General features: G+C 32.0%; 24 protein-coding genes, 2 pseudogenes and 1 other annotated feature. Of the genes and pseudogenes, 5 read left to right on the forward strand and 21 right to left on the reverse strand.

Features of this window, described 5'->3' with window-relative positions; genetic code table 11:
- The first annotated feature begins 371 nt into the window (after nt 1–371).
- Nucleotides 372–944, forward strand: a complete 573-nt coding sequence (locus T473_RS0106050; RefSeq protein WP_024621094.1) for a flavodoxin family protein — start codon at nt 372–374, stop codon at nt 942–944.
- 316 nt (nt 945–1,260) lie between these two features.
- On the opposite strand, the gene T473_RS0106055 is transcribed toward T473_RS0106050, so the two are convergent.
- The 16 genes and pseudogenes from T473_RS0106055 to T473_RS0106130 all read right to left on the reverse strand — a co-directional run bounded on the left by T473_RS0106055 (nt 1,261) and on the right by T473_RS0106130 (nt 8,719).
- Nucleotides 1,261–1,455 carry a hypothetical protein gene (locus T473_RS0106055; RefSeq protein ID WP_024621095.1) on the reverse strand — a complete coding sequence of 65 codons (195 nt, stop codon included), beginning with the start codon at nt 1,453–1,455 and terminating at the stop codon, nt 1,261–1,263.
- Nucleotides 1,456–1,545: 90 nt separating this feature from the next.
- Nucleotides 1,546–2,022, reverse strand: coding sequence for an N-acetylmuramoyl-L-alanine amidase (locus T473_RS0106060; protein WP_024621096.1), 477 nt, complete (start codon nt 2,020–2,022; stop codon nt 1,546–1,548).
- Between the two features lie 13 nt (nt 2,023–2,035).
- Entirely contained in the window at nt 2,036–2,269 is a 234-nt protein-coding gene (locus T473_RS0106065; RefSeq protein ID WP_024621097.1) for a hemolysin XhlA family protein, read from the reverse strand.
- Between the two features lie 348 nt (nt 2,270–2,617).
- Nucleotides 2,618–2,755 carry an XkdX family protein gene (locus T473_RS16360; protein WP_038300362.1) on the reverse strand — a complete coding sequence of 46 codons (138 nt, stop codon included), beginning with the start codon at nt 2,753–2,755 and terminating at the stop codon, nt 2,618–2,620.
- Nucleotides 2,755–3,051 carry a hypothetical protein gene (locus T473_RS0106075; protein WP_024621098.1) on the reverse strand — a complete coding sequence of 99 codons (297 nt, stop codon included), beginning with the start codon at nt 3,049–3,051 and terminating at the stop codon, nt 2,755–2,757. The genes T473_RS16360 and T473_RS0106075 overlap by 1 nt, the downstream gene beginning before the upstream one ends.
- A gap of 155 nt (nt 3,052–3,206) precedes the next feature.
- Nucleotides 3,207–3,584: a hypothetical protein gene (locus tag T473_RS0106080; RefSeq protein ID WP_152522270.1), complete on the reverse strand. Its 378-nt coding sequence runs from the start codon at nt 3,582–3,584 to the stop codon at nt 3,207–3,209.
- 83 nt (nt 3,585–3,667) lie between these two features.
- Nucleotides 3,668–4,069: pseudogene (locus T473_RS19990) on the reverse strand (phage tail protein).
- Nucleotides 4,009–4,257: a hypothetical protein gene (locus tag T473_RS19060; RefSeq protein WP_024621100.1), complete on the reverse strand. Its 249-nt coding sequence runs from the start codon at nt 4,255–4,257 to the stop codon at nt 4,009–4,011. The pseudogene T473_RS19990 and the gene T473_RS19060 overlap by 61 nt, the downstream one beginning before the upstream one ends.
- The gene (locus tag T473_RS0106090; RefSeq protein ID WP_024621101.1) at nt 4,250–4,672 is read right to left on the reverse strand and encodes a DUF2634 domain-containing protein; all 423 of its coding nucleotides are present in this window, start codon (nt 4,670–4,672) and stop codon (nt 4,250–4,252) included. The genes T473_RS19060 and T473_RS0106090 overlap by 8 nt, the downstream gene beginning before the upstream one ends.
- A pseudogene (locus tag T473_RS18045) lies at nt 4,669–6,095 on the reverse strand (DUF2800 domain-containing protein). The gene T473_RS0106090 and the pseudogene T473_RS18045 overlap by 4 nt, the downstream one beginning before the upstream one ends.
- Nucleotides 6,095–6,355, reverse strand: a complete 261-nt coding sequence (locus tag T473_RS0106100; RefSeq protein WP_024621102.1) for a hypothetical protein — start codon at nt 6,353–6,355, stop codon at nt 6,095–6,097. Before T473_RS0106100 ends, T473_RS18045 begins: the two are co-directional and overlap by 1 nt.
- A gap of 228 nt (nt 6,356–6,583) precedes the next feature.
- The gene (locus T473_RS0106105) at nt 6,584–6,832 is read right to left on the reverse strand and encodes a hypothetical protein (RefSeq protein WP_152522271.1); all 249 of its coding nucleotides are present in this window, start codon (nt 6,830–6,832) and stop codon (nt 6,584–6,586) included.
- A gap of 390 nt (nt 6,833–7,222) precedes the next feature.
- Nucleotides 7,223–7,423 carry a hypothetical protein gene (locus T473_RS0106115; protein ID WP_024621104.1) on the reverse strand — a complete coding sequence of 67 codons (201 nt, stop codon included), beginning with the start codon at nt 7,421–7,423 and terminating at the stop codon, nt 7,223–7,225.
- Nucleotides 7,424–7,465: 42 nt separating this feature from the next.
- Entirely contained in the window at nt 7,466–7,726 is a 261-nt protein-coding gene (locus T473_RS0106120; protein ID WP_024621105.1) for a helix-turn-helix domain-containing protein, read from the reverse strand.
- Nucleotides 7,727–7,746: 20 nt separating this feature from the next.
- Nucleotides 7,747–8,517 carry an antA/AntB antirepressor family protein gene (locus T473_RS0106125; protein WP_024621106.1) on the reverse strand — a complete coding sequence of 257 codons (771 nt, stop codon included), beginning with the start codon at nt 8,515–8,517 and terminating at the stop codon, nt 7,747–7,749.
- A 16-nt stretch (nt 8,518–8,533) separates the two neighbouring features.
- Nucleotides 8,534–8,719, reverse strand: coding sequence for a hypothetical protein (locus T473_RS0106130; RefSeq protein WP_024621107.1), 186 nt, complete (start codon nt 8,717–8,719; stop codon nt 8,534–8,536).
- A gap of 159 nt (nt 8,720–8,878) precedes the next feature.
- Here T473_RS0106130 and T473_RS0106135 point away from each other — a divergent pair, with 159 nt between their 5' ends.
- A complete protein-coding gene (locus T473_RS0106135) occupies nt 8,879–9,277 on the forward strand; it encodes a helix-turn-helix domain-containing protein (protein WP_029791566.1) in 399 nt (132 codons plus the stop codon).
- Between the two features lie 244 nt (nt 9,278–9,521).
- On the opposite strand, the gene T473_RS19395 is transcribed toward T473_RS0106135, so the two are convergent.
- The gene (locus tag T473_RS19395) at nt 9,522–9,656 is read right to left on the reverse strand and encodes a hypothetical protein (protein WP_278246348.1); all 135 of its coding nucleotides are present in this window, start codon (nt 9,654–9,656) and stop codon (nt 9,522–9,524) included.
- Between the two features lie 783 nt (nt 9,657–10,439).
- On the opposite strand from T473_RS19395, the gene T473_RS0106155 reads away from it, so the two are divergent.
- The 3 genes from T473_RS0106155 to T473_RS16370 all read left to right on the forward strand — a co-directional run bounded on the left by T473_RS0106155 (nt 10,440) and on the right by T473_RS16370 (nt 12,650).
- Nucleotides 10,440–11,036: an Ltp family lipoprotein gene (locus T473_RS0106155; protein WP_330369395.1), complete on the forward strand. Its 597-nt coding sequence runs from the start codon at nt 10,440–10,442 to the stop codon at nt 11,034–11,036.
- Between the two features lie 147 nt (nt 11,037–11,183).
- Nucleotides 11,184–11,591 carry a type II toxin-antitoxin system HicB family antitoxin gene (locus tag T473_RS0106160; RefSeq protein ID WP_024621110.1) on the forward strand — a complete coding sequence of 136 codons (408 nt, stop codon included), beginning with the start codon at nt 11,184–11,186 and terminating at the stop codon, nt 11,589–11,591.
- A gap of 21 nt (nt 11,592–11,612) precedes the next feature.
- Nucleotides 11,613–12,650, forward strand: a complete 1,038-nt coding sequence (locus T473_RS16370; protein WP_330369396.1) for a tyrosine-type recombinase/integrase — start codon at nt 11,613–11,615, stop codon at nt 12,648–12,650.
- 195 nt (nt 12,651–12,845) lie between these two features.
- On the opposite strand, the gene asnS is transcribed toward T473_RS16370, so the two are convergent.
- The 4 genes from asnS to T473_RS0106185 all read right to left on the reverse strand — a co-directional run bounded on the left by asnS (nt 12,846) and on the right by T473_RS0106185 (nt 18,449).
- On the reverse strand, nt 12,846–14,243 hold the full coding sequence (asnS, locus tag T473_RS0106170; protein ID WP_024621111.1) for an asparagine--tRNA ligase: 1,398 nt from the start codon (nt 14,241–14,243) through the stop codon (nt 12,846–12,848).
- Between the two features lie 48 nt (nt 14,244–14,291).
- Nucleotides 14,292–14,521 (reverse strand) — a binding site (T-box leader).
- Between the two features lie 233 nt (nt 14,522–14,754).
- Nucleotides 14,755–14,949, reverse strand: coding sequence for a CDIF630_02480 family spore surface protein (locus tag T473_RS0106175; protein ID WP_024621112.1), 195 nt, complete (start codon nt 14,947–14,949; stop codon nt 14,755–14,757).
- 48 nt (nt 14,950–14,997) lie between these two features.
- Nucleotides 14,998–16,668 (reverse strand): bile acid germinant receptor pseudoprotease CspC, encoded by a 1,671-nt coding sequence (gene cspC, locus T473_RS0106180; protein ID WP_024621113.1) that lies wholly within the window; start codon nt 16,666–16,668, stop codon nt 14,998–15,000.
- 11 nt (nt 16,669–16,679) lie between these two features.
- On the reverse strand, nt 16,680–18,449 hold the full coding sequence (locus T473_RS0106185; protein ID WP_051365881.1) for a S8 family peptidase: 1,770 nt from the start codon (nt 18,447–18,449) through the stop codon (nt 16,680–16,682).
- Nucleotides 18,450–18,489: the final 40 nt, after the last annotated feature.

An 18,489-nucleotide genomic window follows, 5' to 3' on the forward strand; every position in this document is an offset into this window, starting at 1 on the left:
CTCCTATTAAAAATTTGAGGCAAGCCTCTATTTAATATATGAAAATTAAAACTAAACGTGAAACTAAATGTCTAAATTTGAAATATGTAATATTTATAAGTTATACGTTGATTAATCTTTCATATCAACATAGATACTTCCATATCATGTGTAAAGTTAAGGTATAGAATATCCAATTTTTTTATATAACACTTATTGGTGTCTAATACAAGTAAAGCAAATGAAATCTTTAAAGTATATGAAGAAATTGTATATCAATTAGATTTAATATATTATAATGGGTTTGATAAACAATAAAAAAAGATTATGAAAATTATCTTAAAAAGATAAATTCAAATTTAAACAATTTAGAGCGATAAGGAGATACTATTATGACCAAAATATTAGCATTAGTTGGAAGTCCAAGGAAAGGCGGAAACGTTGATACTATAATAGATGAAATTATTAAAGGAGCAAAATCTAAAGATGTTGAGATTAAAAAAATATATTTAAATGATTTGAATATTAAAGGCTGTCAAGGTTGTCTTTATTGTAGAAAAAATCCTACCTGTATAGTCGATGATGATATGAGTAAAATTTATAAACTCATAAAAGATGCAGAATATATTATTATAGGCACACCTGTATATATATGCCAAGTATCTGCACAGACGAAGCTATTATTAGATAGGCTTTACCCGTTAACAGAAATTGATAAATTTAGACATTTACCAAGATTCGGTAATAAAAAACTTATAATGGTATATACACAAGCAGCTCCATTTTCATTTATATTTAAAAGATACTTTAAATATACGGCGAAACATCTTAAAGGAATGGGTTTAACTCATTATAAGACATTAATATCAACAAAAGCTTTTGAAAAGGGTACAACTAAAAGTAATAAAAAATTACTTGAAAAAGCTCGCGTCCTAGGTCAGGTAATTGCTAAAGATGTATTATAGATTAAGTTTTTATGCTTTAAAATTAGTGCGTCACCTTCTAGTTCAATTAGGTGTGTTATTTTACTCTATATTAAATATAAAATAGTGTTGTAAATGAGAGAATTTTTACACTTAACTAATATGTTTTACATATAATCAACTACTTTTCTATACATCTCCTTAAAGTCATTAACCCACAAACTTAGTCACATTGTCTGGGAATTTCTTCCTGCATGTAAGATATAGTAAAGTTAATGCCACCTTATTAATTATATAAGGTGGCATGTACTTTTTCTACAACATAAATTTTCTACCTTCCAACCACTTAGCAACTTTTCTATTCTTGTCCTTTCTTTAAGCACCATATAATATTTGCAATTGACAATCCAAATATTATACCAAAACCTGTTCCACTTATTGCGAAGAAAGTGTTGTTCCTCATAATTATCGAAAAAATAACCCCTAAAAATAAACCAATTATCATTCCTATGACTATATATTTAGCATGGTCATTATATTTATTATTGCTCAATTTAACACCCCTAACTATATAAACTAAGTTATAAAAAATTATAACATTATAGCAACAGTCTTGCATTTAATTACACAGAAATACTAAAATTTATTTACTATTTAATACCTTATCCAATGTATCCCATCTATCTACTCCGTTAAATACTGTGTATCTGTCTGGTAACTTCTTAGCCTTTAAGGCTTCCTCTGTCTTACCACCTAAGACAAATAAATTCTCTGCTGTATAACTCTTAAAATTTATTACATCCATCACAATACAGTTGTCTTTACTCCATGCAAATACTTCCGCAATAGTTCTGTCTGCATCATTACTATATAAAACACAATTCTTTTTCATTTTATTATCACTTCCATGAATAGTTTTATTTAATATTCCCTCTGCTATTAGTTTAGCGACTTCTCCATAACCTAATTTTGTAGCTATACCATAGTCATTTTTATTATCACAAAAGAATGTCTCTATCATTATAGCAGGACAATCTGTAGAGTTAAGCATGTACAAATCTGGTCTATCTTTCACACCTCTACTAGTAAATACTGTACCTATAAAACTCATAATATCCATCTAATCACCCCTTCTATCTAATTAATCCTGATTGCACCATATATATAAAGAACCCTATAAGCGATGTTATCATTACACCTACTAACCATTTAAGTACGCCTGTTAATCCCTTTAAATCACTACATAACGTTTCTATTTGTATAGCAAAAGCAGCTTGTTGTTGTTCTAGTTTGTCAAGCCTCTCTGAATGGTTGTCTATTCTACATTTATGAGTATCAATTTGATGTTTAATCAGTTCCTCATTCATTTATTCATCTCCGAATCTAAAATTTATATAAGGAATAGAATTTTACTCCCTAAATTTGCAATAAAAAACACCACATAAAGCGGTGCTTTTTCATGTATAATATATGCTCATAACTGCAAAATGTAAAGAGGATCAGGATCATGTGAACCCATAATCCTATGTACATATTATATACAATTATTTTTGTTTTAATACCATAAACACCTTAGGATGTGTATTTTTAAGGTGTTTATGGTTAAAAGGAAATTAAAAACACTAAACACCGAAAGAATAGAGGTTTGTCGATACTATTTCGGTGTTATTACAATGTATTAAATCACCCTTGATATTATACATAAAAAAAGAACTCTACTTTGTATAGTCCTCGCTCGTTATTTCCTTATATTCTGTTTCTGTTATCTCGTTTAAATCTACTGCTAATTTGACTTGTGATATCGTCCATAACTTATTGTTATAGAAGTAATTTATATTAAAATACCAATTCATTAATTAGTCCCTCCTTGTGGTTGCATTTGCATGAAATATAAATCTGCAACTTGTTTTTTGAGTATTTCTATTTCATCTTCTTCAGTTATCAGAGCATCTTCGCACTCATAATACGCTTCTTTTGTGTCTATATTTACATATAATACTGCTACCTTACCATCTTGCTTAGTAGGCTCTGGTAACTGTTCTACTAATATACCCTCGCTTGTATCTTGTAATAGTTCTGGCTTATAGTGTACAAAATTTACTTTGTATTTATTATCTTTTATTTGTTCTAAGTTTCCTAAAAATTTCATTAATTTCCCCCTCTTTCTTTTAGTACTGCTACTTTTTCTAACTTGTAGTTATCTTTCAAAGCTATTACCTCACCATAATAACTAGAATTATTACTGTTACAATAATTTGCAAAAATATTTCCCTGTGTATCTGATGAAATGCTAATACCTCCATATCACTTATGCCCATACTCCCAAATCACTTCTCCTGAAGGTGACAGTTTTATCACCTTTCCTCTACCATCACTATTCATGCTCACATAAATATTTCCTTGTGAATCTAATGAAATCTTAGTTATATTGCCTACTACTAAATACTCCCATATTACTTCTCCTAATGATGATAGCTTTGTCATTTTATTACTGAGTCCTATATATGCGTTCCCTTGTAAATCTAATGAAATACTAACGACAGTACCTACTACTGAAACTTCCCACATTACTTTTCCTAATGATGATAGTTTTATCACTTTATTACCAAGTCCTAAATAAGCATTACCCTGTATATCCGATGAAATACTACTAATTCCAACATCTAAAGAATACTCCCACATTACTTTTCCTAATGCTGAAAGTTTTATCACTTTAGAATAATTAGTGGGTTTTACGTATACACTACCTTGTAAATCTGCTACTACTATGTTCTTACTGCCCGATATAGAATACTTCCATACTTGAGAGACTTTATACTGGCAAGTATAACAGTAGGGTCTATTTTTAAAGTTATAGTAGAAGTATTTACAACCATCAGAATTACTCTAACAAATAAATCCTTTACACAACCATCATCGACTACTGGTTTATAAGTCTCTGGGTATTTACCTATAGCTAATAATTCGCCTGCATCGTCGAATATCCCAACTTCTCTAACTGTGAAACCACCGGAGCTACCTGGTAACGCAGTTTCAACAACTATCCAGTTAGAGTTATTTTCGTCTATTTTTATGTTGCTTATATTTCCTTACCACACTTTATTTTTTAACTCTGTTTGTTTTTCTTGAGGGTCGTATTGACTGCCTCCGCCATCCCCGAGCTGCATCTTAGTAACTTAACTTTTTCTCCCATTGCCGTTGCGTTTGCTATCTTTGCTTTCCCTACTTCTGCAAGTTCTGTATTTGTAGGTTCCAACATATTGAATAAAAAAGAACCCTCGCCTTTGTAAACTGGTAGGTCTACACTATTAAGAGTTCTTTCAGTTATATTTTCAAAAGTTTGTTTATTATACATTCAATTCCACCTCCCCATAAACTGTACGGCAGTGTATTGTTAAATTAAAATTATCTCCAATTAACTCACTATTTTTTACAGTTACTTCTAATATATAGGGATTCTTTTCTAAAGACTCCTTTACATATCTTTTAGCCTCTGCCTCTGTTAGCCCTTTAGTATATTTCTGTCCTATTAATTCAATAAGATCTGTGCCATAATCCCAGCTATATATGTCATGTTCTTTTCTATTTGTTTTAATACATTTATATATCCATACCTTTATTGCTTCGTTTCCTTCTACTAATATAAAATCATTATCTTTTATAATTGGTTCGTCCTTTTCAAAATCCCAGGCAACATCTACGAATAGTGGCAATTGCTCGTTGCTTGGTAGGGTATAGTCCCCTGAAACAAAAGGAAATACAGATATCATGCGTCCACCACCTTACAAATAATAATAAATTTTTCCCCTCGATGATACATTAATACTTCATCATTTATACTCAAAGTTGTATTCATATATTCATTACTTATGTTTAAATGAGAATTAATTTGTAAGTTCTGTTTATACAAGGTCATAGTACTTGCATTAATAGTAGTATCTATTTCTAATGGATTTATCTTTCTAACTCTCCCAATTTGGATCGGATTGTAATTATAATATTTGCCCGCTTCTCTCATAAAAGATACAAGTTCATTAATAGAATCTTCTTTTGCCTTATCTATACTATTTATCTCAGGTCTTTTATCTGCAATACTTACAAGTGTTGGCTTGCCTTCAGGCTTGGCTATCATATTTGCTAAGAGTTCATTAAATGCTTTCTTACCTAATGTTTTTTCTAGATCTGTTATTCCTTTTAAAGCTTGTGGTTTATAAATAACATCTTCCGTAAATTCATTTTCTTTTAATACTTCTGCGACTTTAGTTTCATCTGTGTATTTTCTGTTGCTTCTACCTTCTACAAGTTTAAATCCAGGATATTTAATACCTTTGTTTTCTGCCTGCTTAAGTGCAAAGTCTTGTATATCTTTAAGCCAATCAGTTACATCTTTAGCCCAGCAAAGTATGTCCGCTATTTCAAATTCATTAAGAGTATCCTCTTCTGCAAAATCGTACTTCTTTGCTAGTTCTATATTGTCAGAAGCTCTTTTTCTACAATCGTTTTTAGCTTTACAAAATCTACAATGATCGCCACTTATATATTCACCTTCTCCGTTGTAAGCCATTTCCGCCTTAACTTTTACTTCGTCAGCCCATGTAAGTAGAGTGGTTAACTCTAATTCCTCGTTCGAAATGTTATCTAGTCTAGGTTGTATAATTGTCATTTTTACCTTTTCTATATCATAGAGGAAACCAAATTCGGAGTAAGCCCCTAGCCATAAAGCCTAAGCTGTGGATTACCTTCTGCAAATACTGGAACGCCTTTACCATATTTGAGATCCATTATATGCAGTGTGTTATCCGCTATAGCTACAACATCTCCAGTGCCAAACCCATCAGGTACCCAATCACTAAAGTCAACTCTTTGTTCTAGAAATACAATTACATTTTTGTTAGTTGCTTTTAACTCGTTTACAAATTCAATTACTGAATTAGCATAACTTTGCACATATTCCTCAAGTTCTTTACTGTAAAAATCATTCTCTTTTAGCTTTTTTAATTTAGTATTAAAACTTCTCTTCTTTATATAGTCGTATTCTAAAGAAAGTAATAGCTCTCCATACTTATGCGCGAATGTACCCTCTTCTGCATATACACTTGTTGTATTCTCGTAGTTCCCTTCTAGTTTCACAGAAGGTGTACAAGCTAACCATCTACTAGCACCACTGGCACTTAATTTAGCATGTTGAGTCATTACAGTTTCTCCGCTTCTGCCATTACTTCAGCGAAGTATTTTGGATCTAGTGCGGATATTTTCTCAGCTCCAAACTTTGTAACTAAGGCTTTTACTTCTTTCTGCTTTCCTGCTCTAGCCAATATAGTAAGTTTTTCTCTTACATCTTCTAGTGTGTACTTTGTTGTCTCTGTTTCCTTTTCTACTTTTGTTTCTGTTGTTCCGTCTACTACTGCTGTTTCTTTGGCTTCTTCTATCTTGTTAACTACTTCATTAGCCATTGTTTTTACATCTACATCTTTTGATATTTCGGGTGTTGATAGGTTTACTACTTTTGTACCTTTATTTAATAAAAAATCTAATTTTGAATAATGTTTGTAAGTAAATCTATTATCTTTGAATCAGTTTTTAAAACTATTGTATTTTCGCTCATTTATAAATTCCCCTCTCTGTGTTATAATGTTGCTAAGTTAAAGTTTAGTAGTACCTAAAAGTGTTAGTTGTGGCGACTAGCACTTTTTCTTTTTCTGTAATAATAGTTCGTATTCGATTCTTGGGTAGCGTTCAATTATCTTATTTTTTACAGACAATGTTAAATCGCTTAATGTTTTGTATGAACCGTTAAATATACGCGAATTAGTATTGACAAATGCGCATGAGTTTAAGTTTAAAAGAACATACTCCGATTCATTATTAACTCCTCTCCATAGTGCAACTACATATAGTGAACGTGCAGTATTCCTATGTTCTAACTCCACAATATCCCCCAAATGTAAAACTAACTCATAATCTATTGTTTTGGTAATTATATTCACGCTCATTCCTCCTAATTTTTAATATAAGTTTCTTACTACTTTTAAAGTTTGTTTAAATTCCTTGATTCCTTCAAAACTGTAATCGAACACCCCCTCAATGCAAAGTTCTTTGTATATTTTAAAATCTGTATATTGCATTTTAAAAACCTCCTTTGCTAATCCTTGTCCTTTTCTCCAAACCATAAGTTTAGTTCATACAGTCTCTAAAGCAGCGACCAAGACACTTGTCCTTTTCTAGTCTGCAAGTATGACAACATCTAGTTTTATACATTTTCATCGCCTCCTACGGCTTGTCCATTTTTTACTTAAGAAGTGCCATAAGCACATCTTGTATTAACCTGTTACAGATTCACTTGCTAGATTCTTTAATATGTCTATGTTTACTTTCTTGACCTCTTCAAGTACTTTGTCATTTTCTTCTTTAGAATGTTTTGCGTAGCTTATAAAAACACTGCTGTTACCTACCTTGTATAATCTATCCCACATAGCCCCATCGTTATCTTGAACATTTTGTCCAACTAGTTCTGCTGACATTTTAATTTACCTCCTATTAGTTATTTAATTTACTATTAATTTCTAGCTAAGTATCTTTCCGAAGTCTCTATTTTTGTTCTCTGCTATGAACCTATTAAGCTCTGAGTTGCTTATCTTATAGCCGTTAAGTTTCATTGCAAATATCTCTTCGTCTTTAATTAGCTCTCTTACTGTTACATGCCCTACGCCAAGTCGTTTAGAAACTTCATCTACAGTTAGTAAAAAGTCATTTGGGCTAAGCTGTTTTAATAAAGAGAACAGTTCCTTCTTAAGCTTCTTATCATTAAATGCCGTATCCAACATAATCACCCCTTCTCGCTAATTTAACTTGCTACAACACCATATTTGATTGCCATTTCCTTCACTATAGCTACTTCGGTTAACTTCTTGTCATCTGCTATTACATCTAAGTTATTAAGCTTGTCCCTTTTTGATTTACAAACTCCGTTTTCTGCCTGAGTTTTCTTCTTATTAGTTAACCTAATACCTAATCTACAAGCCATGCGTTGTTCTAATATCTCATAGTTCTCACGTCTTAAATCCTGTATATGGCTAAGATTACCTAACTTCCTAGCCATAGTCGCGATTAGTCTGCTTGTATCCTCTCTCCAATTTGTTGAATTAAGAGCAACTACATCTCTTATTCCCTGGATGTCTTGTTTAGTGTCTGCTATATCCTGTTTGATTTGCTTTTGCTCTAGTTCTGTATTAGCAATTGCTTTGTATAGACTGTTAAACATCTGTAGTTCGGGGCTAAGTTGTGTAGTATCTAAAGACAATTGTTTGTATTTATTCTCAGCTTCTATAAAGTATAGTCTAACCTGCTTTCCTTTTTCGCTTCTTTGAATCATTGAGATTTCTTTTGCCATGTCTATTTTGATTGCGTGGTCTGTGTATTCGATTTCATTGCCTTGAGCTGTTACTCTTTTTTGAGTAATAGCTACATAGTCGGTATTTTCAACAAACCCGTAACCCACCATTCTTTCAAACCAATCATTGTATCTCGTTTTAATTTCTAAAAACTCGTGTAGTTCTCTACCGCTTACTAATTGTTCTTGATTTTCGTTTACTTCAATTTTAATTAAGTTATTCATATTTATTCCCTCTTTTCTAGTTAATTGTATTTTCTTTTCTAAGTACATGTTCTAATCTTTGTGTATAATCCATTGGAACTTTTAATTTCTCTAAATCCTGAACTATTGTACAAGAATTAATAGCATTAACTATTAGATCAACTCTTTCTTCATCAAGATTTTGTAGTTTGCTTAGAGCCCTTAGTATTTTCCCCTCTTTCATTTCTCCACCTCCTCGTTGTGTTGTTGAACACATTATATCTCATATTTTTTGTATCTGTCAATACAATTTTTGGAAATTATTTATTTTTTTGTGTTGAACAATACAATAACATAGTGTATAATCGTATTAAGATAAATAAAAAATAGGAGTTGAAAGGTATTGGATAAATACGCGATAAATAAGAGAGTTAAACAAATAATGGAGAGTGAAAATTTATCCCAAGCTAAGTTTGGTGAACTACTCGGCGTAAGTCGCTCTGTAATCGCTAACATAGTCTACGAAAGAACAGAACCGAGTCATTTATTTCTTAACCATCTATGCTCTACTTTTAACATCAGTGAGGAGTGGCTAAGAACAGGTGAAGGTGATATGCACACACTGACCAAAAATGATGCTCTTCTTGCCGAGGCTTTAGCGAAGATTGCAACTACGGATGACGAGAAAATACACCAAATTGTTACGAATCTTTGTTATTTAGATGAGAAGTATGTGGATATGGTGTGTGACTTGATTGCTAATTTAGCCGAGGATCAAAAGAAAGCTAAAAAAGAAAAATAAAAAATAGCTAAAGTAGTTGGTAAAACTACTCTAGCTATTTTTATTTACATATTAAATTCTGTTTTTGTTTGTTAGTCTTTAATAATATCATGTATACTATATTTAGTATTTTGATATCCTCTGTGTTATCTAACAATTCATGAATTTTTTCTTTCAAAGATGAATCCCCCAATCGTTAAGTATTTTATCACTAATAACTGGTTCTTCATCCCAAAACCTGCACCTCTTGAATGATACAACTATATTATATCAAATGAGTTTTTCTTACGCAAACAAAATAATAACATTTACCTAAACGTTTCTCTATCATACGACATAGTATTCCCAAAAATCTCATATCTTCTATTTCATCAATTAAATTTTTTACCTTTTCCTTCAATCGAATCCCTCCATTTTTTATGTACCCGCGCGCGTATCATTTATCTTTAATAATATTATATCTAGTAATTCCAATAATTTCAAACTCGTGCAAATCCAATTTATGTGCCATATTTAAAAAATAAATACACAGTAACGTACCACAAAGTACTCTATAGTATCCTACTGTATTCCTATAGTGTTATATAGATTTAATAAATTGGAGGCAAATTTTTTTAAAAATTATTTTTCCTTCATTAATATGTAATTCAAATTTTAAATTCTACTCGGTATATTAACTTTAAACATAAAGATCTTTATATAGAAACCAAACATTCGTTCGCAACAATATAATACAATATTTTCCTACTTTTTTCAACATAAATAGCTATAATCTTTTTATATTTATGCTATAATTATTAAAAAGATTATAGGAGGATTGAATATATGGATAATAACAAACCGTTCTATAGAAACTTTATATTTCGGATTATAGTGGTAATAACACTAATTACTACTGCCTTTATACCTGGTGTGAGGAATAGTTTTAAAGCAGGTATTGATCGAAAGTTAAACTCGAGCAGAGACTAGCGATAGATTTTAAACTTATCGTCGATTGTGACGGAGAAGATATACAGATAATTATGATATTAAAAACTATATAAATTTTTATACTAGACAATAGGCTCTAAATTTTAAGAGCCTATTTTTGTTTATTCCGACAATAATTGACATAAATACACTTAAAGCTATGTTATCCTTATGTTGAATTTAATTAATTATGGAGGGTATTATTATTATGAAAATGAAACAATGTAAAACATGTAATAACCAAATAGCAAGTAATGCTAAATCATGTCCAAATTGCGGGGCAAAAAATAAAAAACCAATTTATAAGCGTGCATGGTTTATTATTCTAGCAGTAATCATAGTTGGTAGTATTGGAGCTAATTTAGGTGATAGCAATACTGTCGTCACAACTGATAATTCAACCAATACCACAAAACAAGAAACTACTAACGATAACGACGAAATTACAAAACAAGAGACTACTAACAATAACGACGAAAGTACAAAACAATCTGATAGTAAAGTTCCCGCTGAATACACATCAGCACTTAAAAAAGCAGAAATTTATTCAGATACTATGTATATGTCAAAATCTGGTATCTACAATCAGCTAACTTCTGAGCACGGAGAAAAATTTTCTGATGAAGCTGCGCAATACGCTATTGACAATATCAGTACTGACTGGAATAAGAATGCTTTAGAGAAGGCAAAAATATACCAAGACGAAATGTCAATGTCACCTGCTGCGATTCAAGACCAATTGAAATCAGAACATGGGGAAAAATTCACTGCTGAAGAAGCTTCTTATGCTGTTGAACACCTTAATGACTAAAACTAATATTGATTACATAAGCGATAAATCCAAAGAATAAGAGAGCATTGCATTAGCAGTGCTTTTTTTGTTCATTAATATTGACACGTATATCTATGCGTATTAATATGAAAGTGTAATAACTTTTAAGGGTATGAGGTGATATAATTGGATAAATATTTATTCTTTGCTACATTTAGCCCCGCAGAAGAAGGCGGATATACAATAACATACTATGATGTGCCAGGTTGCATAAGTGAGTGTGATAATATTGAAGATGGTTTAAAATACGCGAAAGAAGCTCTAGAGTTACACTTATGGGGACTAGAAGATGATGGCGATATTATCCCTACCCCATCTAAACCAGATGCTATAGAGATAGAACAGGGAGAATTTTTAGTACCTATAATTGTATTTATGGATTCTGTCAGAGAAGAACTTAGTAATAAGCTTGTAAAAAAGACACTTACAATTCCTTATTGGATCAATAGAGAAGCATTAGCAAATAACGTCAACTTTTCTAAAGTATTAGTAGAAGGATTAAAAAGAGAATTAGAAATATCTAAAAGAAAATAAAAATAAGAAGGTGATAATAATATGCAAGGTGGAATCAGAAAGCGCGGCAAGAAATGGTATTATTATTTCGATCTAGGGATCGTAGACGGAAAAAGAAAGAAAGTTGAACGAGTGGGTGGCACAACTAAGAAAGAAACTGAGAAAGCTCTTAGAGATGCTATAAATGAGTATGAGAGTAGAGGAAAATATATTGAAGAGAGTGAAATGAGTTATAGTGATTTTCTAAATCTTTGGTATGAAAATTATGTACTTGTAAACTGTAAAACGAATACTAAAACATCATATTTGAGTATTATAGATAAACATCTTAAACCTGCAATCGATAGATACAAACTTAAAAATATAACCCCCTCTTTAATACAAAGTTTTATTAATAGCCTATATAAAAGTGGGTATAGCAAAAACTACCTTTCTTCTATAGCTATGATCACCCGTGCATCTTTAGAATATGCTGTCTACCCTCTTGAATTAATTAAAGAAAACCCATGTAAATATATAAAATTACCAAAGTATGAAAATGAAAAAAAAGAAATCAAAATTATAACAAAAGAACAATTTGACAAATTAATAGATAGATTTCCTCCAGGAACACTCTATTATATACCTTTTCAAATTGGCTATTACACTGGAATGCGAGGCGGTGAAGTAACAGCCTTGACTTGGGATGACATTAATTTAAAAGAGAAAACAATCGAAGTTAATAAAACTCTTATTATTAATGGAGAGTATAAATATGAGATAGGCACTCCTAAAACAAAAACTTCCTACAGAACTATAACCATTGGAGATACCCTAGTTAATATTTTGAAAAAACATAAAAAGTACCAGATGGAAATGAAGTTAAAATATGGAGAGCATTATAGAGACAAAGAATTTATTATTCCAAATCTGGTGTGCACAAATGAGAATGGGACCTATACAAAGCTAAGAAGTTTTGACTACTTAACAAGAGTTGCTAAGCAAAAATTAGGCTTTGATTTTACATTTCATATGCTTAGACATACGCATGCAACCATGCTTTATACAAAATGGAGCAAATCCAAAAGAAGTACAAACTAGACTAGGACATGCCAACATAAGTGTTACTTTAGATACGTATGCGCATTCTACAGAAGATTCTTCTAGAAAAGTTGCGGATATATTTGAAAACATATAAAATAGCAATTTGCCACCGAGTTAAACCTTACGGTGGCAAGCCGGAGGCAAATTGCTATAATTACTATAAATTAAGATTTCATCAATTCCATGTATCCCTTAGAATTCAGCGTTTTTAGGAGTTCTAGGGAATGGTATTACGTCTCTTATGTTGCCCATACCAGTCATGTACATTATTATTCTCTCAAATCCAAGTCCGAAACCAGAATGTGTAGCAGTACCGAATTTTCTAAGCTCTAAATACCACCAATAATCTTCTCTGTTTAATCCCATTTCATCTATTTTAGCTAACAAAACATCTTCTCTCTCTTCCCTTTGAGATCCTCCTACGATTTCTCCAACTCCAGGAACTAGTAAATCCATAGCTCTAACAGTTTTTCCATCGTCGTTCATTCTCATGTAGAAAGCTTTTATGTCTTTTGGATAATCAGTTACGAACACTGGTGCTCCATATATTTGCTCTGTAATGTATCTCTCATGCTCAGTTTGTAAGTCGCATCCCCATTCTACTGGATACTCAAACTTGTGACCTGATTCTATTAGCAACTCAACAGCCTTAGTATAAGTTATTCTAGTAAACTCCGAATTAACTAAGTTGTTTAATCTCTCTAATAATCCTTTATCTATAAATTGGTTAAAGAATTCCATCTCTTCAGGGGCATTTTCAAGAACATAACTTATAATGTATTTTATCATGTCTTCTGCAAGGTCCATGTTGTCTTCTAAGTCTGCAAAAACTATCTCTGGCTCTATCATCCAGAACTCAGATGCGTGTCTTCCTGTATATGAATTTTCCGCTCTAAAAGTAGGTCCAAAGGTATATACATTTCTAAATGCAAGTGCCATTATCTCTGCATTTAATTGACCACTCACTGTAAGATGTGCTTCTTTACCGAAGAAATCTTCTGTGTAGTCTACTTTTCCTTCATCATTTTTTGCTACATTGTCCATATCTAAAGTAGTAACTCTAAACATTTCCCCCGCACCTTCTGCATCACTACCTGTTATAATTGGCGAATGTGCGTACACAAAGTTTCTCTCTTGGAAAAATTTATGTATAGCATATGCAGCCATTGATCTTATTCTAAACACTGCAGAGAAAGTATTACTTCTAGGTCTTAAATGGGCTATTGTTCTTAAATACTCAAATGAATGCTTTTTCTTTTGAAGTGGGTATGAACTATCTGATTCACCCTCTATAACTACTTTATGTGCTTGTATCTCTACTGGTTGTTTTGCTCCTTCAGTTGAAACTAGTTTTCCTTCAACTAATATTGCTGAACTTATAGCAAGTTTAGATATATCTTTAAAATTTTCTAATTTTTCATCGTAAACTACTTGCATATTTTTAAAGAAACTTCCATCATTTAGTTCTATAAACCCGAAATTCTTAGAACCTCTTGAAGTCCTTATCCAACCTGCTACAGTTACATCTTTGCCGATATACTGTTCTTTGTCTCTATATAACTCTTTTACCGTTATAAAATCCTTTTGCATTATTATTCCTCCTTATAAATTTAAATAAAAAAAGCCCTTCATCCTGTATAAAGGGACGAAAAGCTATAATTTCGCGGTACCACCCTAATTGCCAAATTGGCCTCTTAGTAAGCATATGCTTAAAGTCTATAACGGGACTTCCCGTCTAGGTCTACTAACTTTCGCTTTCGATTAGAAACTCTGAGATGTTCTTCAATATAAATGTCATATTGAGCTTACACCATCCTCAACTCGCTGAAAATCTATATTATACCTACTCTTCTCTTCTTCGTCTTTATTTTATCATTATTTGCAATAATTAATAAAAGTATACCAAGTAAAGAATTTTAAGTCAATGCTTAATTGAGCTTCCGTTAAGCTACATTCAGTATCATTTATTATTTTTAACTTTTTTGTATCGAAAATTAAATAATAAAATTAAATAAATTATAAAAAGCCAGCTTCTACAATTTAGTAAGAAATTGGCTTTTTAATTTAAAGTGCATCGTTCTAAGCATGTCTTTATATATATTTATAGTCTACTGCCATTGTCTACCCAATCTTTAGCATCCTCTACAGATTTTAATGAAGGTACAGATACATTTGTTTCTTCTCTCAACTTATCTACATCTGCCCAAGCTGCTGTAGATTCAGTTCCAACTTCTGAATTTTTCTTCATTATTTTTTGGTTTACACCTTTTAATACTCTTTGCTTTTTACTTGACATATTTTCACCTCTAATACTTAATATTTAGTATTAGTTTTGGCAAAACTACTATAAATTATCCGATATTTTTAGAATCGTCGTTCTAAAATCTACTACACCGTATCCTTGCGAATAATTAGGATAATCGTAAATATTTTTTCTTGTTGCACCTAACATCAAATAAGATTTTAAAACTTGTGGATATAAAAGCATTTTTGGAACATCGCTTTGTTTTTTGATATACTCCATTATAAGAGCTAACTCTCCTGCAACAACAGAACTACTTATACCAGTTCCAGTTCCAGTTCTGTAAGTATCATTACCGTATGTCGAAATAATGTTTACACCAGGAGCTGAAATATCTGGCTTTACCGATATCCCTTTACTTGGACCTTTTGAAGATCCAACCCACATTCCATCGTATCTGTTGTCGTAAGCCCCAACTGTTATAGTCTCATCACCCATCCCAAATAAGGTTATCGTAGAGAAAGATTCTGTATCTATCAATCCATCATCTCCACCTAAAAGATTTCTATTAGGTAAATATACATTGTACTGACCGTTTACATATATATCTGGCTTTAGCCTAAGAGTCCAAGCTCCCGGCTTCATATTTCTAAGATTTATTTCTAAAAGCTCTGAACCTGTAGCAATCCAAGGATAAAAATATCTTACTAGATACGTAGTGTCTTCTAAATTAAATGTACCATAATACTCGTAATAATCTGGTGCATAGTATGCAGTATAACTTACTTCTCCAGATGGAGATATTACTGTTGCATTTATTCTATCTAAGCTTGCTCCTTCTATAAATATATCCAAGTTTTGACCCGTTCCATACTCAATAATAATATCATCTACATCAGTCTGATTTCTAAATTCCCCCGAATAATGTATGTATGTATTTCTCTGATCTCCTGCTCCAGAGACTACAACAACACCCGGAAGTTGAAGTTCGTCAAATGTATTTAACATCGTAATATTTCCAAACGCCGACCTTGCTCCAACTGTTAAGTTTATTACAAGTGATTTTTCAGCTCTAATTGCAATATTTATTACATAAGATATCGCTGCTAAAAAATCAGAAATTGTATAATTTCGATTTTCTACATAATATTCTCCAGGATAAGATTTTAGTTTAACCACAATCAATTCAGATCCTTCTGTTATGCCTTTATAGTTTGGATTTATCTTTCCTGTTCCTGCTACTATTCCTGCAGCAATAGTTCCCGTTCCAGTTTCATCTCTACTAAGGCCATCATCATTTCTCGCAATAGCTGCATTGATTTCTTCTTTTGTAAATTCACTGCCGAATAGATACCCTTCAGGTGATGGATTTACCTCTCCTTCTTGATCCCAAAGTCTAAATATTTTACTGCTTCCATCTTCTCTAATCATGTCCTGATGAAGATAATTTACACCAGAATCTATAATGGCTATTAATACCCCACTTCCGGTAATGTCATTGTAGACATTGTTGTATATATAGTTTACTCCAGATACATTTCTAATAGTGTCACCAAAATCAATTTGATCGTTAATTTCTATTAAGGAACTCATTGGCCTTGACTCATTGTACCATGAAATCTCACTTATATCATTTAGTATATGCGGATCAAAATCTATAGGAGTATAAAGAACAGCAAGTCTTGAATTTAAAATGATAAAGTTATTTAATCCCCTCGATCTGAGTGCAGTTTCTATATCATCACTAAATACCATATAATAAGATTTCTCCATTTATACTCCCCCTATCTAAATACTTCAAAAGTTTTTCTCAAATCTAAAACGCCAAAACCATAACTGTTATTTGGATACGTAATATTAAGATTTTGATCAGCACCTAATTGTATAAATGTCTTAAAACTAGACATATTACCCTGATTTACATAGTATCCATCTACGAGTGTGTATTGAAAAAATATTGCAGCTGCTCCTGAAACATGAGCTGCAGCTGCTCCTGTACCTGTAATAGTTGCGTATGTATTTCCAGGGTAAGGTGCTATTATATTTACTCCAGGTGCAATAATATCAGGCTTCATCCAGTTCTGAACTGTAGGTCCCCTTGAAGAACCATTCCAAATACTTTGGTTAAAAGAATTGTAAGCGCCAATTGTGATAACCTCTTCTCTTATACCCGGATAATTAATTGTATACGACGGATCTGGATTTCTAAATGTTGTTCCTGGTTTTATAAAAACCCTATTCGGCAAATACAGATTGTACCTTCCATTCAATATACTTATACCTGTAAGCCTAACTCTCCATATTCCTCGTTTCGGAGATCTTAAGTAAATCTGTGTAAATTGCTGTCCAGAAAGAGTTGTAGGATATATATAGGTTAGTGAATATCTAGTGTCTTCGAGATCAAACAACCCGCTAACTTCGATATAGTTTGAAAATGCACCAATATTTCTGCTCTGCTCACCAGATGGAGAAAATATTTCTACATCTACTTGGTCCGGTCTCTCAACCCACAAGTCTAATGTAAGCTCTTCTTCATCTTCGCTCAATTCAAGCTCAATTTCGACCGAATCGCCAACAGATTGTATCCTACCAGTCGTATGTGTCTGTGTATCACCTTCATCTCCTGCTCCAACTACCTCAATAAATCCCCTTTCAAAGTATCTTGTTGTATCTATATTGTTTAGACCAAGTAAATTGTTACTTCCATAAGATATATTTATTATCAATGGTCTACTGAGTTGTTGTGCTTTTAAATACGCATATTGAGATGATGCATATAACATTGCATTATTGAAGTTATCACCAATTCTAGCAAGTTTTACCACTATTAGCTCTGCATCTATTGCTACACCAGCGTATTCAGGATTTACATTTCCCATACCTGCGCATATACCGCTTATCATAGTCCCTCTTCCTGATTCATCTTGAGATAGGCTAGAGTTATTTTCAGCTATTGCTCTATTTAAATCTTCTCTTGTATACTCAGTTCCAATATAAAAACCATCAGGAGGATTCCCTTCTATAGTTTGATCCCATAAATACAGAATTTTCGAAGTACCATCTGGATATATAAAATCCTGATGAAGATAGTCTATTCCACTATCGGCTACTGCGATTATCACTCCACGCCCAGTTATAGATATATTGGGGTTGTTCTTAAAATAATTTGCACCTATATCTTCGGTTGATACTACACCTTCTGAAACCCCCTGGCTTACACTGCTTAACGGTGCCATTCTTACTGTTTTTCCGATATCTGTAACTGATCTTAATTTAAGTATGTCTACTGTTCCAGATCTATAGGTTTCTTTAGTTAGCCTCAACACGCCAAAGTTTTCACTCAATCTTAAAAAGTTATAATTGTACCCTGCCTCTTCAAATTCATTGAAGAAATTAGATGTAAACGTAACATTTAAATCATAAAGTACACTATCTTGTCGTATCAAACCATAATTTATTTCTATATCCTCTACAGATTTGGTTTTTTTACTATCTTTTTTATTCTCATTGACTATATTATCAGTTTTGTTTGTATAATCACCCTTCTTTATCATAATAATCAACCACACTCTCTAAACTTTCTTTAGATTTCTC

The organism is Clostridioides mangenotii TR (assembly GCF_000498755.1).
Taxonomy (GTDB): domain Bacteria; phylum Bacillota; class Clostridia; order Peptostreptococcales; family Peptostreptococcaceae; genus Metaclostridioides; species Metaclostridioides mangenotii_A.